We start from the raw sequence: 13,502 nt of genomic DNA, 5'->3' as shown, positions 1-13,502 counted from the left end.
TCGGCCGGAAGTGCCCCTACGATCCGATCCGTGAGCGAGAGTCCTTCTGAATTGCCGGAAAGCATCAGCGAGAGCACCAATGGACCGGATTCCGGCACGGAGGATGCTCTCTCGGGCTTCTCCGAGCTGGATCTGGCGCTGATCGACGCGTTGCAGGCGGCCCCTCGGGCGCCGTGGACCAGGATCGGGCAGGCGCTCGGCGTGAACGCGACGACGGCCGCCCGTCGCTTCGAACGACTGCGCGCCGAGGGGCTCGCCTGGGTCACCGCGTACGACGCCGCGAAGACGGCCACGGTCGCCTATGTGGAGGTGCGGTGCCGGCCGCGCGCCTTCGACCGGGTGAGTGCAGCGGTCAGGGCACTGCCCTGGGTGTTCAGCGTCGACGAGACGGCCGGGGACTTCGACCTGTTCCTCTCCGTCGCCGCCCCGGACCTGCCGTCCCTGGGACGCGCGGTGCACCGGGGAATCGGCGGGCTGCGCGGGGTCCGCTCGACCCGGACGCGGCTGGGCATCACGCTGTACGGAGAGGGGCGCGACTGGCGGATGCGGGCGATGAACCCCGCCGAGCGCGCCGGCCTGGGCGGGGCGCCGACCGCCCGGCCACGCACCTACAGCACCCATCTCCACGAGCGGCCGTCGCCGCAGGACCAGGCGCTGCTCAGCGCACTCGGCGCCGACGGGCGGCTCGGGTACGGGGAGCTCGGCGCGCTCACGGGCATGAGCGAGCACACGGCGCGGCGCCGGCTGCAACGCATGATCCGCGACGGGGACATCACCCTGCGCTGCGACCTGGCGCACCCGATGGCGGGGCTGTCCACGATGGTGGTCTACCGGACGTCGGTGCCGCACGCCCTCCTGGAGCAGACGGGGAACGCCCTCGCCCGGCTGGAGCAGGTGCGGATGTGTGTGTCGGTGAGCGGCCCGTACAACCTGCTCGTCCTGGTCTGGCTGCACGGTCTGGGCGCGGTGGACCCGTTCGAGGCTTTGCTCGCGGAGCGTTTCCCGGCCCTGGAGGTACGGGACCGGACGGTGGCCCTGCACTCTCCCAAGCGCATGAGCTGGCTCCTCGACGAGCACGGTCGGGCCACGGGCCGGGTCCCGCTGGGGCTGCCCGAGCACTGAGGAGCCGGGAGAGGAAGGAGGTGCCACGACGCGCCGTCGCTCCCGTAAGGACCCGGTCGGGGGTGGGGCCGGGGGGAGACGACGGTGCGCCGTGGCACCGGTCTGTGGAGTGGAGCGTTACGACGCGATGCTCGGGTCCGGGTCGAGGGCGGGGGTCTCGCCTCCGAGGACGTCGACCGCGCTCGCGGGGCCGGGCTCGCCGGGGTGGACCGCGCAGGAGAGGGCGGTGGCCTGGCGGAGGGTCTCCGTCAGGTTCTGCCAGTCGAGGGCGGGCCGGGTGTCGGGCCGGCCGTGGACGAGGGAGGCGTTCCAGCGCATCCGGGGCACGCCGGGGAGCGGGCGCAGTCCCCCGGCCTCCTGGTGGGAGGCGGCGAGGGCCATGGGGAGCATGGCGCAGCCGAGGCCGGACTGGGTGGCGGCGCGGACGCCCGCCATGGAGCCGAGTTCGTGGATCTCGGGCGGGCTGTCGCAGCGCAGTCGGAGGAATTCGGGGAGCCAGCGCTGGGAGGGACAGTCGGGGTCGGCGATGACGACCTGGCGACCGAGGCTGCCGCGTCGGTGACCGACGCTGGTGACGGGGACGAACTCGACTTCCTGGAGGCGTACTTCGGTCAGTTCGTCGGAGCGCTCGGTGTGCAGCTGGTCCGCCAGCTGGACGGCCGGGTCCTCGGCGTCGACGACGGTGAGGACGAGGGCGCCGTCGATCGATCCGGACCGGAAGGCGTCGTGGACCTCGGCGGTTCCCATGACACGCAGGGCGAGTTGGACGCCGGAGAGGAGCCGCCGCCCGATGTGGGTGACCCGGGCGAGCTGCTGTCCGTACGCCAGGGCGGGGACGATGCCCACGGTCAGCCGTGGCGGGTTGGCCGCGGGCCGGCGCAGGGCGGTCTCCATCTCACCGACGAGGGTGAGGATCTGGCGGGCGTAGTCACGCAGGACGGTGCCGGCGTGGGTGAGCCGGACGCCGCTGGGGAGCCGCTCGAAGACGGGCTCGCCCACCTGCCTCTCCAGGGCACGCATCTGTGCCGTGACGCTGGACTGCGAGTACCCGAGGCGACGCGCCGCCTGGGTGAACGACCCGGTCAACGTCACCTCGCGGAAGGTCCGAAGGGTTCTTGCGTCGATGTCCACGTGAAATTCCCCCCTGCCGCGCAGGCGGCAGTTCCTCGCATCAGGTGGTTGGTCGTCCACCCGCTTCGATCGCCCCAGTCGGTTGTCACAAGCCGCAGGGGTGCCGGACGCCCCTTCGCGCCCGGCACCCCTGCTCGGCCGCGAAGACTCTACTCGGCGAGCTGGGCCGGGACCAACGGAAAGTCCAAGTCCGGCTGCGCAACGTGATTGAAGAAGTTCGACAGCACGTTGAGCGCGACGTGCCCGACGATCTCCGCGATCTCGGCGTCGGTCACTCCGGCGGCGCGGGCGTCGGCGAGGGACTCGTCGGTGACACGGCCGCCGGTGGCCATGACGGCGCCGGCGAAGCGGAGCACCTGGTCCATGTGCGGGTCGCCGGCGTCGGTGCCGTGGCGGGTGTCGAGCAGTTCCCGATCGCTCAGGCCGACCTTGCCGCCGCGCAGGGTGTGCGCGGAGACGCAGTAGGTGCAGTCGTTGTGCTGCGCGATGTAGAGCGCGAGCTGCTCACGCTGCCGGGCGCTGAAGCTGCCGCCGACGAGGGCCTCGCGCATGGCGAGGTAACCGCGGAGCGCGGCGGGGCCGTTGGCCAGGGCGGCGTACAGGTTGGGCAGCTTGCCGAGCTGCTTGAGGGTGCCTTCGAGCAGCTCGCGCTGCTCCTCGTTGGCGGTCTCTACGGTCAGTTGGGGCAGGCGGGGCATGGTGCTCTCCTTGAGCCGGACCAAGATGGAACTGATCGGTACCATCGAGACGGTACCGATCGGTTCCATCTGGCGCAACGGGAGGCAACCACTCCCCTTTTCCCCTCGGGATCGCCGATACGGCACCGAGTGGTACCGTCTGGTATGGCCACGAACGCGAAAGAACGGCTCCTCAGCGCGGCGGAGCGTCTGTTCTACGAAGAGGGGATCCGGGCCGTCGGCATCGAGCGGATCCTGTCCGAGTCCGGAGTGGGCCGCGCCTCCTTCTACCGCCATTTCCCCAGCAAGGACGATGTCGTCGTCGAGGTACTGCGGCGCCGCGACGGCATGTGGCGCGCCTGGCTCGACGGCCGGATCGCGGTCAGCGAGCGCTCCCCCGAGGAGCTGCCGCTGGCGCTCTTCGACGGCCTCGCGGAACGCTTCGCCGCGGCCTCGTTCCGCGGCTGCGCCTTCATCAACACGATGGTCGAGACGGCCGACCCGGACAGCCCGGCCCACCATGTGGCGGCCGAGCACAAGGAGAAGGTCATCGCCGTCCTGGACCGCCTGCTCACCGAGGGCGGCTACCGCGACCACGAGGCCCTGGCCCGCCAACTCGCCCTGCTCGGCGACGGAGCCATCGTGACGGCCCTCCGCGAGGGCACGCCGGAGGCGGCGGTACGGGCGAGGGGCGTCGCGGAGATCCTGCTGCGGACGGCCGAGCGGGAGCCGGTGAGCGCCTGACGATCCGGGGGCGCGGCGGCGTGCGGCGCAGGCCGGCCCCGCCCCCGGCTCAGCTCCTCGGGGTGAGTTCGCCCCGCCGCACCTTGCCCGAACGGGTGCGCGGCAGGCTTCCCACGACGGTGACCCCGCGCGGCACGAAGACCGGCGCGAGCCGTTCGGCGGCGAGCTCCAGAAGCTCCGCGCCGATGCGCCCCTGAGCGGCGGAGTCCAACTGCTGCCGATCCGTCCGGAGTTCGACGACCGCGTACGGGGCGAGTCCGCCCTCCGGGTCCTCGCACGGCACCACCGCCGCATCGGCCACCTCCGGATGGGTGCGGAGCACCGCCTCGATCTCCATCGGGGAGATCCGGTGGCCGTGGGACTTGAAGACCTCGTCCATCCGGCCGAGCAGCCGGATCGAACCGTCGGCGCACCGCTCACCCCGGTCCCCCGTGCGGTACAGGCCGTCGGCGAACGCCTCCGCCGTACGCTCGGGCAGGCCCGCGTACCCGAGCATCAGCCCGGGCGGTCGCTCCGTCAGATCCACGCAGACCTCGCCGGATTCGCCCGTCTCCCCCGTCTCCGGGTCGCGCAGCACGATCCGGTACCCGGGGAGTGGGTGCCCGAGCGGCGCAAGCGGTTCCGGGGTGCCGGGGGCGCGGCCGATGAGGGCGGTCGCCTCCGTCTGGCCGTAGCCGTCACGGACCCGTACCCCCCACGCGGCCTCGATCCGTTCCACCGTCTCGGCCGTCAGCGGCTCTCCCGCCGCCGTCGCCTCGCGCAGTCGGGGAGCTGCCGCGCCCCCGGTCACGTACGGAAGCAGGGACCGCCACGCGCTGGGGGGCGCGCAGAAGCTGGTGACGTGGTGCGCGGCGAGGACACCGGGCAGCGCCGCCGCCGGCAGGCCGCCGTCCGGGGGTGCGAGCACCGTGGCCTCCGCCGCCCAGGGCACGAAGAAACTGGACCAGGAGTGCTTGGCCCAGCCGGGCGCGGACAGGTTGAGGTGCCGGTCGCCGGGGCCCAGGCCGCTCCAGTACAGGCTGGAGAGGTGCCCGACGCCGTATCCCGCGTGGCTGTGCTCGACGAGCTTGGGCAGCGAGGTCGTCCCGGAGGTGAAGTAGCAGAAGGAGGGGTCGGCCGCGCGGGTCGGCCCGTCCGGGACGAAACGGGGCCGCCCGGGTCGACGGGTGTCCGGGTACGGGACACAGCCGGCCCGGTCCGTGACGCCGACGGCCATCCGGATGCCCGGAACAGGAAACTCGTCGAGCATGGCGACGAGTTCGGGTGCGGCGATCACATGACGGATGACACCCCGGCCGATCCGGTCGGCCGCCTCGGCGCGGGTCAGGTCCTGGTAGCCGGGGACGACGACCGCGCCGAGCTTGATGCACCCGAGCAGCGTCTCCCACAGCTCCGCCCGGGTGCCGAGCAGGATCAGGACGCGGTCGCCCCGTACGACCCCGTGCTCGCGCAGCGCCACCGCCAACGCATCGGAACGGGCGGAGAGTTCGGCGAACGACAACCGGTCGACGACGGGGACGCCGCCGTCCGGACCCGGATGGCCGAGGAGTTCGAGCGCCGGCCGGTCGTTGCCCTCGGCGATGACGTCGAACCAGTCGAGGGCCCAGTTGAAGTGCTCGGCGCGCGGCCACCGGAAGGCGGCGCGGGCCGCCTCCCGGTCGCCGCGCAGCCGCAGCAGCAGATCCCGCGCCGCCCGGTACTCCTCGTGGGCGGGCGTACCGGCGTCGCCGATCACCCCACACCCCCGAGCAGCGCACGGCCGGTCACCGGGCGGCCCGCGCCCGCGACGCCCACCAGCGCCTCCGCGATCGCGTCCGCGTCCCGCGTGAAGGAGCCCCAGAGACCCGGTCGTCCGCTGCCCACCTGGGTGAACCAGCGGGTGTACTCGCTCGGGATGCCGAGCACATGGGTGCCGGTGTCCACCGAGCCGTCCGCCCGTACCGGGTGGAACGGGGAGTCGGTGCAGTCGAGGCCGCCGGTGGCGAACTCCTCGCCCCCGTCGACCGCGTTGGTGAACGTACGGATCTCCCCGTCCGCCATCAGCCCCCGGATCAGCGGGTCCCGGTCGGCCGTCAGGTCGGTGCCCGGCACCCGGGCGTCCACGACGACGTCCAGCGGCACCCAGGAGTTCTCCACCTGCGCGGACTCGACCGTGAACCGCCCCTCGACGGGATCCGCGCCGAACCGGGCGCCGGGGCCCACCGGTTCGAGGACGCCGGCCGCGAGCAGCGCGAGGAACTGTTCCGATCGCAGCGGCGGCGGTCCGGTCGACACCATCGCCGCGACCGGGCCGAACTCGGCGAGGAACCGGCGGTGCGAGGCGGGGGTGAGTCCGCCGAAGTCGACGACGGTACGGATCGTCTGCCGGACGTCCCGCAGCACGTCGGCCGCCGCTTTCAGGGGCCCGTCGGCGTTGCCCTGGCGCGCCTCGAACAGGTCGGCGCGCAGCCATTCGGTGAGCACCTTGTGGTATTCGGCCGGGGAGCCGAAGCGTCGACTGCCGAACGGGCGGGCGAGCGCGTCGAGTCCACTGATCGGCCGGGCGTCGACGCGGTACCCGGAGGCGAGCCTCTCCAGGAGCCGGGGGGCGGGCCGGTCGGCGAGGGCCTGCGCGCCGCGCTCGGTGAATTCCTCGGCCGCTTCGGGGCCGTGGACCTGGCGGATCCGGGTGGCGAGGAGCACGAGGTTGACCTCGGCGAGCAGCCAGGGCATGACCGACTCCTCGAAGTCGAGCGGCGCTTCCTCGGCGCGTAGTGCGGCCATCCGCTCGGCGGTGAACAGCCGGGCCCGGTACCGGTGTTCGGGCCCTTTCTGGTTGGCGCCCCGGGTGAGCAGGGGCACTCCCCCGCGCGAACCCGCCAGAATCCGGGGCTCCTTGCCGCTGGGCAGGTAGAGAAGGCCCTCGCAGCCCTCGGTGAAGGTGCCGCCGCGCCCCAGGGTGAGCTCGGTGAGGATGTCGTAGAAGGTGAGCCCCATGCCGAGGATGCCGACGCTCGCGCCCGCCGGGATCTCGGCGAGCGGCATCTCGCTCGCGGAGCCGCCCGCGATGTGGCGGACGGGTCGTGCGGGCGTGCTGTGTTCGCGCGCGAACCGCTTCCAGGCCCGCTGGTCCGCGTCGAGCTCGTTGATCGGGTGCCCGGTGGCGAGGACCACCCGGTCGACGGTGAGGACGTCACCGCGGTCGAGTCTCAGCCGGTACGGGGCTCCGTCCTGCCCGCCCGCGCCCCGGCCGCGGTCCGCGCAGATCACCCGGGCGGGAACGCGGTGGACGGTGAGGGAGGGCGGCAGGGTCTCCTCGATCCGCCGCATGACATGGGTGAGGTAGCGGCCGTAGACGACGCGCGGCGCGTAGCCCTCGGGCTCGGCGCCCGCCGGGTCGTCCCGCGCCCACCACTCGCCGAGGGACGGTCCGGCGCCGGGCCGGTGCGGCCCGCCGTCGGCCGGCCCGGAGAACATGGTGACCTCCTGGGCCGGGGTGTTCATCAGGAACCACGGCGACTGGTCCGTCCGCCAGATCCGCCCGGCCCCCGCCTCGTACGGATCCACGGCGAACACCTCGATGGGCCGCGCGGGCGGGCTCTCGGCACAGCGGGCCGCGAGCCGCTCCAGTACGGAGAGGCCGCGCGGGCCCATGCCGACGAACGCGATCCGCAGCGGCTCCCCGGACGGCGCCGGGGCCTCCCTCGGCGACGGTTCCGGCGGCGGGTTGCCGGCCGCCGCCTGGTCGTGCTCACGGGCGACCCGGCCGAGCATGCCGGAGAGCTGGCGTGAGGTCATCGGAATCGTCCTCCTGCTGGTGGTGAGCAGCGGCAGCGCGCCCAGATCCGTCCACTGCAGGCGCCCGTCCGGCGTGACGGTGGACCGGACGGCGCCCCGGTTGTCCGGATGCAGGCAGAACGGCACGTCGAGCAGGCCGCGGTCGAAGGCCTTGAGGAGCGCGACGCCGAGGTCGTCGGAGAGCCCGAGAACGGCGGTGACCAGGGCGCGCGCCTCGACGAGCGTCTCCTCGGCGTCGGCCTCGGCAGCGGGCCCGGCGCCCGCGCGCGGGCCGCGCCGGGGCGCGGAGCGGGCGGCGTCGGCGGCGATCCGCAGGGCGGTCAGGTTCTCCTCGACGGTCGGGATGCGGTGCGCCTCGGTCTCGGTCTTCACGATCAGGCGCTGGGCCCCGCCCCGTACGGCCAGTTCGGCGCTGCGGCGGAGCAGCAGCCGGGCGCCCGGCACGGTCCTCGGGTAGACGCCCATGTACGTGTAGAGCACGATGTGCCGGTCGACGGACGGCGGCAGGAACTCGTCCGCGAGCAGGCGCAGCGCGGTGAGCGCGCCGGCGTCCTGGGCGGGATGGGTCTGCTGGGCGTAGCTGAGGGAGACGCTGGTCGCGCCGTTGGCCGCGAAGAAGAGGCACTCCAGGACCGAGACGGCGACGAGCAGCGACGGCGGGCAGAGCTGGCCGAGGAGGCAGCCGCCGAAGGATTCGAGATGGGCCCGGCGGCCGTGCGCGCGGCTCTCCTCCGTGAGGAACTGGACGGAGTCGCGCCAGGCGGCGACGGATTCGGCGAGCGGGGTACGGCCGTAGGGCAGGCAGTACGAGACGGGGCCGCCCTCGGAGGCGGCGAGCCCGGCGGCGGCCATGGTGCGGAAGATGGCCATCGGGTCGGCGGAACCGTGCCGGACCTGGACGGGCGTGCCGCGTCCGGCCGCGGCGGCGACCCGCGCGGTGGTCTTCGGGCCGTGGCTGACCAGCGGAAACCCGTTGAGGGGCCGGCCGGCGCGCAGGGCGGCGGTGGCGGCGGCGTGGTCGCCGACGCGGGTGTAGCTGTCGATGGTGAGGGTGGCGACGGTCCGTTCGGGCAGTGCGGCGACGGCGGCGACTCCGCCGGCCATCTCCTCGGGCCCGACCATCCCCATCCGGGGCTGGACGACCAGTTCGCCGGCCGCGGCCGAGGCCTGGACGAAGGCGCCGAGATCGCCGCGGGCGAGCGGGGGCGGGGCGGAGGTCGTCAAGCCGCGGCCCGCCCGGTACACGCGCCGCCGAGGTCGGCGAGCCGGCGCAGCAGGGCGGTGGGCGGGGTGCCGTCCGCGTACACCTCGTCGTATCCGGCGTCGAGGAGTTCGGCGGTCCGGGTGGCGGCGCCCTCCGGGGAGATGCCGAGGAGCCCGCCGATGACCATGGGGAGGGAGCGGGTCTTGCGGTCGGCGCGCAGGGCGCGGGCGGCGCGCAGCCCGTCCTGGTGGCCGTGGCCGTTCACGGAGGAGAGCACGACGAGGTCGGGGCTGGTCATCCGGGCGGTGTCGACGAGCAGTTGCTCCGGGACGCAGGGGCCCAGGTTGAGGACGGAGTGCCCGTGCTCCTCCAGGAAGAGCTGGAGGTGGACGAGGTTCCAGGTGTGGGCGTCGGAGGAACCGGTGGTGAGCAGGACCCGGCGGGAGGGCTCGGGACTACTGCGCAGGGGCTGGGGCCGTGCGGACGGGGTCATGGCGTCTCTCTCCGGAAGGTGTGCGGGCGGGCGGGTGTACGAGGGCGGTGCGTGCGGGGCGCGGCCGGCGCGGGGAAGGCCGGCGGGGCCGGGGCCGTGTGCGGGACGTGAGCGACGGCCCGTACCGACGCGAGCGGGATGTCGTACGGACGCGGGCGGTGCGGGCGTACGGACCCGGGCGAGGCGGCCGTACGGACCTGGGCGGTGCGGCCGTACGGAACCGGGCGGTGTGGCGTACCGGCGTCGGCCTCGCACGAGGCGAATCCCTGCCCTGTACGGGTCGGGCGCCGGGCGCGTACGAGACGCGCGGGGCCAGGGGCACGGGCCCGAGGCCGCCGGGCCCGCGTGGGGCCCGGTGGCCTCGGGGTTCTCCAGGAGGGGGCCCGGCGCCCGTGCGGGCCCCTGCCCCGGCGCCCGTGCGGGACCGGTGTCCCGGGAAGTACCTGGTGGTGGCTCAGACGGCGGGGCCCCCGGCGCCGACGCCGGTGGTGATCTCGCCGGCCCCGGGGGTGCGGGAGGCGGCGGGGCGGGCGCGGACGGCGAGGACGGTGCAGCCCTCGGCGCTGGACATCTGGTGCCGGGTGCCCGGCTCCTCGACGACGAGGTCGCCGCGGTGGAAGCGGCGCCCGTCGCTGTGGTCGAGGGTGCCGTCGAGGACGAGCATCAGCTCATGGCCGAGGTGCTCGTGGAAGTCGCCGTGCGCGCCGGGCGGGAAGCGCAGCAGCAGGGAGGCGGAGTCCTCGTCCTCGGCGGGGTCGGGGCCCCAGAGGACGACGAACTCGACGCCGACGCGGCCGGGTTCGGTCCACGGCACCCAGGGCAGGTCGGTCTGGTCGAAGCCGTTGCGGAGCACGTTGCGGAAGACGGTCACGTCAGGCATGGGCGCGGACCTCCGAGGCGGCGTCGCGCTGGGCGACGATGGACGGGATGCCGTCGGGGCCCCAGGGCTCGGGGCCGTTGACGATGGGGGCGCCGATGAGCGAGCCGAACTCGCGCCAGGCGCCGTCGTAGTTGCGGATGTCGGGAAGGCCGAGGAGTTCGCTCAGCACGAACCAGCTGTGCGCGGAGCGCCATCCGACCCGGCAGTAGACGACGGTCGGGGCATCGGTGCGGACGCCGGCGTAGGCGGCGGCCAGCTCCACGTCGTCACGGAAGGTGCCGTCGGGCCGGACGGCGGTGTGCCAGGGGATGTGCTCGGCGGAGAGGGCGTGGCCGCAGCGCACACCGAGGTCCTCCGGAACGCCGGGCGGGGTGTTGCTCTGCCCGAGGTACTCCTCCAGGGAGCGGACGTCGAGGAGTTGGTGGCGTCCGATGTGGTCGAGCATGTCCTCGCGGCGGGCGCGGATCGTCTCGTCGAGGCCCGGCACGGGGTAGGCGACGGGCTTGCGCTCCGGTACGTCCTGGGTCAGGGGCGCACCGAGCGCCTCCCAGCGGAGCCGGCCGCCGTCGAGGATCCGCAGATCCCGGTGGCCGTAGAGGGTGAACTGCCAGTATCCGGCGGCGGCCCACCAGTTGTTGTTGCCGCTGACGAGGACGACGGTGTGGTCGGCGGATATGCCGTGCCGGCCGAGGAGTTCGGCGAAGGTCTCGGGGCCGATGACGTCCCGGCGTACCGGGTCCTGGAGGTCGCCGGTCCAGTCCAGGCGGACCGAGCCGGGGATCCGGCCCAGTTGGCTGCCGCCGTCGGTGATCTCGACGAGGACCGTGTTCTCGTCCCCGGCCGCGGGCTTCCGCAGCTGTTCCATGATCTGCTCGCAGCTGACGAGCAGTCTGTCTCGGTTCACGGGCGCTCCGTTGAGGGTCGGTACGCGGACGTACGGGCGGACGGAAAGGGGTTCGCCACCGGCGGGCGCGGGTTCACCACCGGGGGCGGGGCGTCACCACCAGTACGTCGGGTACTTGCCGATCACGCCGAGGCGGGAGGCGAGCAGGCCCACCAGGACGAGCAGGGCGCTGCCGACGGCGAGCAGGACGAGGAAGCGCAGGGGCGCGGGGTCCTGGAGGACGGCGAGCACGGCGGTGGCGGCGGCGGGCGCGTGGACGGCCCGCAGCAGCAGCATGAGGCCGACGCTGAGGCCGGCGGCGACGGCGGCCACCCAGAGGGAGTGGCCGAACAGGGCGACGGCGACGAGCCCGAGGACGCCGGAGCCGACCTGGCCGAGCATGACGCCCCGGGGCTGGGCCGGGGGCAGGACGGGGGTACTGCAGATGATCATGGCGGTGGCGGCCAGCGGGGCGATCATCAGGAGCTGGTCGGTGGCCTCGCCGAGGGCGACCAGGATCACCAGGGACACGATGGTGGCGAGGGTGCCCAGGGCGGCGGGCCGGCTGCCGGGGAAGGGCGGGGCGCCGCCCGCCCAGCGGCTGCGGGCGGGCGGGGTCGCCGCGCCCGCGGGGGTCTGGGTCTGGTTGCTCACGGTGTGTTCTCTCCTTGGCGGGGCAGGGCGGGACAGGACGGGCGACGGCGTCGGCATACGGGAGGGGCGGACGGCCGGTGTCCGCTGCGGGCCGGGACGGGACCGGGGGCGGGGGCCACGGCCCCGGTCCCGCCCGGGCGGCTGGCCGGCCGGCGGGTCAGCCGCCCGGCGGGCGGGCGGGTCAGCGGTGCGTGCCGCCGAAGTAGCGCATGGCCTGCCGGTGCACGACCTTGCCGATGCGGTGGCCCATCTCGATGCCGGGCTCGTTGTCGAAGCTCCAGTGCATGCCGCCGTAGACCCGGGAGATGCCGGCCTGCCGCGCGGCCTCGCTGAAGGTGGGCCAGTGCAGGACGACGTCGGTGCGCGGGGTGAGGCCGGGCTCGACGGTGGAGGCGCCCGCCTTGAAGCGGTACGAGTCGCCGAAGGAGTCCGAGCCGGTGAAGCGGCGGAGGAACTCGGCGGCGGCGCCGGAGAAGGTGCTGTGCCCGGAGACGGTGGCCGGGAACGGCGGAACGGCCACGTACGCCTGCCAGTCGACGCCGTCCATGGCGACGGTGCCCTGTCCGGCGCCGCCCCAGGCCCGGATCTGCTGTCCGCGCCGGTCGTACGGGATGAGGGTCGAGGGGCGCGCGAAGTCGTAGTCCGCCTTGACCGCCCAGGAGCCGATGGCGGCGTCGCACTCGGCCATGTTGAGGCCGAAGAATATCTGGGCGTCCTCGTCGACCCCGTGGCCGTCGCGGGCGGAGACGTACCGTCCCCACATCTGCTGGGCGCCGGGCGGGGTGACGTCGTCGTTGAGCCAGAACTCGGCGATGGCCTTCTGCTCGTCCGTCAGATTCGCGCTGATGTCGAGGAGTTCCTCGATCGCGGCGGTCATCCGGACCGAGGGGTACGCGGGCGGGGCGGGGACCGTGAACTGGTCCGGGCGGCTCAGCGCGAAGGGCTGCATCACCGCGAACTGCGGGGTGAGGTAGCGCTGCGTCTTGCCGCCGACGATCAGCGGCGTCCAGTGGGCCGGGTCCGTGACCGTGGCCGGGTCGAAGGCCCCGGCGATCTGCGGGGTGTTGCGCGGCTGGTAGCCGGTGGTGTCGGAGTACGCCGGGGTGCCGAGCTGGTTGGCGCCGTCGGCGTGCCGGTAGTCGAGGACGGCCTGCGCGGTGCGGCGGCCGATCCACGCGGGGCTGTTGCGGCGGGGGTCGGTGAGCTCGGGGTCGTGGCCGAGGCTGCGCAGCATGTTGTCGATGGCGACCTTGTACTCGGGGTACAGGTCGAGCAGGGCGAGGTGGGCCGCGTAGCTGATGGCCTCGTTCTTGTTGTCGAGGGTGCGCTCGGAGCGGGGCCGGCGCAGCGCGCCGCCGAAGCGGGTGCCGACGGCACAGTGGTCGTAGCAGGCCCAGGCGTCGTAGATGGCGTTGTGGATGATCGCGAGGGCACGGGCGTTCACGGTGGCGGGCCCGAAGCGGTTGCCGGCGGCCTGGTAGCGGCCGAGGATCGCGTCCATCGCCGCCTGGTTCCAGCGGATGACGACGCTGGGGTCGGTCACGGCGCCGGGCCGGCGGCGACCGGTGCGCGTCTCCGCCTCGAAGCTGGTGGGCACGGCCCACGCCGCGGTGCCGGGCAGGGCGAGCGCCCCGGCCGCGGCGGCCGACGTGGTGAGCACCCGGCGCCGGGTGAGGGCGGTGCGGGCCGCGGGGGTCGTGGTGGAGGCGGGGGCGGCGGGTCGGTGGGACATCCGTGAATTCCTTCGCATGCTGCCGGGAGCGGATGGACGCGGTCCGAGTCCGTGGATCAAACACAAACTCGAACAGTGCTCAGGCTGGCGAGATTTGATCGCGTGCGGCAACGCCCTATCGACTTCTTCCATCGCGGGCATGCAAGGAAGCGATGGGCGTCGCGGGGGTGCGCGGGACGTGGTTAGCGTGGCCCACGGCGTCCGA

11 protein-coding genes are annotated in these 13,502 nt (G+C 73.9%); 2 read left to right on the top strand and 9 right to left on the bottom strand.

Annotated features, from left to right (window positions below; genetic code table 11):
- The first annotated feature begins 30 nt into the window (after nt 1-30).
- Nucleotides 31-1,122, top strand: coding sequence for an Lrp/AsnC family transcriptional regulator (locus OG462_RS33690; RefSeq protein ID WP_406063529.1), 1,092 nt, complete (start codon nt 31-33; stop codon nt 1,120-1,122).
- Between the two features lie 117 nt (nt 1,123-1,239).
- Here OG462_RS33690 and OG462_RS33685 read toward each other — a convergent pair whose 3' ends face one another.
- Together OG462_RS33685 and OG462_RS33680 are read right to left on the bottom strand one after the other, a co-directional pair.
- Nucleotides 1,240-2,253, bottom strand: coding sequence for a LysR family transcriptional regulator (locus tag OG462_RS33685; protein ID WP_406063528.1), 1,014 nt, complete (start codon nt 2,251-2,253; stop codon nt 1,240-1,242).
- A 149-nt stretch (nt 2,254-2,402) separates the two neighbouring features.
- Nucleotides 2,403-2,951 carry a carboxymuconolactone decarboxylase family protein gene (locus OG462_RS33680; protein ID WP_406063526.1) on the bottom strand — a complete coding sequence of 183 codons (549 nt, stop codon included), beginning with the start codon at nt 2,949-2,951 and terminating at the stop codon, nt 2,403-2,405.
- 144 nt (nt 2,952-3,095) lie between these two features.
- On the opposite strand from OG462_RS33680, the gene OG462_RS33675 reads away from it, so the two are divergent.
- The gene (locus OG462_RS33675; protein ID WP_406063524.1) at nt 3,096-3,674 is read left to right on the top strand and encodes a TetR/AcrR family transcriptional regulator; all 579 of its coding nucleotides are present in this window, start codon (nt 3,096-3,098) and stop codon (nt 3,672-3,674) included.
- A gap of 49 nt (nt 3,675-3,723) precedes the next feature.
- Here the strand turns inward: OG462_RS33675 and OG462_RS33670 are convergent, their stop codons facing one another.
- From OG462_RS33670 to OG462_RS33640, 7 genes are all read right to left on the bottom strand, one after another.
- A complete protein-coding gene (locus OG462_RS33670; protein ID WP_406063522.1) occupies nt 3,724-5,409 on the bottom strand; it encodes an acyl-CoA synthetase in 1,686 nt (561 codons plus the stop codon).
- On the bottom strand, nt 5,406-8,675 hold the full coding sequence (locus OG462_RS33665) for an FAD/NAD(P)-binding protein (RefSeq protein ID WP_406063520.1): 3,270 nt from the start codon (nt 8,673-8,675) through the stop codon (nt 5,406-5,408). Before OG462_RS33665 ends, OG462_RS33670 begins: the two co-directional genes overlap by 4 nt.
- Nucleotides 8,672-9,148, bottom strand: coding sequence for a cobalamin B12-binding domain-containing protein (locus OG462_RS33660; RefSeq protein ID WP_406063518.1), 477 nt, complete (start codon nt 9,146-9,148; stop codon nt 8,672-8,674). Before OG462_RS33660 ends, OG462_RS33665 begins: the two co-directional genes overlap by 4 nt.
- A 454-nt stretch (nt 9,149-9,602) precedes the next feature.
- On the bottom strand, nt 9,603-10,028 hold the full coding sequence (locus OG462_RS33655) for a cupin domain-containing protein (RefSeq protein WP_406063516.1): 426 nt from the start codon (nt 10,026-10,028) through the stop codon (nt 9,603-9,605).
- Nucleotides 10,021-10,932, bottom strand: a complete 912-nt coding sequence (locus tag OG462_RS33650; protein WP_406063514.1) for a sulfurtransferase — start codon at nt 10,930-10,932, stop codon at nt 10,021-10,023. Before OG462_RS33650 ends, OG462_RS33655 begins: the two co-directional genes overlap by 8 nt.
- A 93-nt stretch (nt 10,933-11,025) precedes the next feature.
- Nucleotides 11,026-11,565: an HPP family protein gene (locus OG462_RS33645; protein ID WP_406063512.1), complete on the bottom strand. Its 540-nt coding sequence runs from the start codon at nt 11,563-11,565 to the stop codon at nt 11,026-11,028.
- 181 nt (nt 11,566-11,746) lie between these two features.
- Nucleotides 11,747-13,297: a vanadium-dependent haloperoxidase gene (locus tag OG462_RS33640; protein ID WP_406063510.1), complete on the bottom strand. Its 1,551-nt coding sequence runs from the start codon at nt 13,295-13,297 to the stop codon at nt 11,747-11,749.
- Between the last annotated feature and the right edge of the window lie 205 nt (nt 13,298-13,502).

Origin of the sequence: Streptomyces sp. NBC_01077 (genome assembly GCF_045162855.1) — a bacterium.
In the GTDB taxonomy this organism is placed as follows: Bacteria; Actinomycetota; Actinomycetes; order Streptomycetales; family Streptomycetaceae; genus Streptomyces.
This window is presented reverse-complemented; position numbering and strand designations above follow the sequence as displayed.

Coding starts and splice junctions, on each gene's coding strand:
- OG462_RS33640 (WP_406063510.1), bottom strand. CDS start 13,297: ATGTCCCACCGACCCGCCGCCCCCGCCTCCACCACGACCCCCGCGGCC.
- OG462_RS33660 (WP_406063518.1), bottom strand. CDS start 9,148: ATGACCCCGTCCGCACGGCCCCAGCCCCTGCGCAGTAGTCCCGAGCCC.
- OG462_RS33680 (WP_406063526.1), bottom strand. CDS start 2,951: ATGCCCCGCCTGCCCCAACTGACCGTAGAGACCGCCAACGAGGAGCAG.
- OG462_RS33655 (WP_406063516.1), bottom strand. CDS start 10,028: ATGCCTGACGTGACCGTCTTCCGCAACGTGCTCCGCAACGGCTTCGAC.
- OG462_RS33675 (WP_406063524.1), top strand. CDS start 3,096: ATGGCCACGAACGCGAAAGAACGGCTCCTCAGCGCGGCGGAGCGTCTG.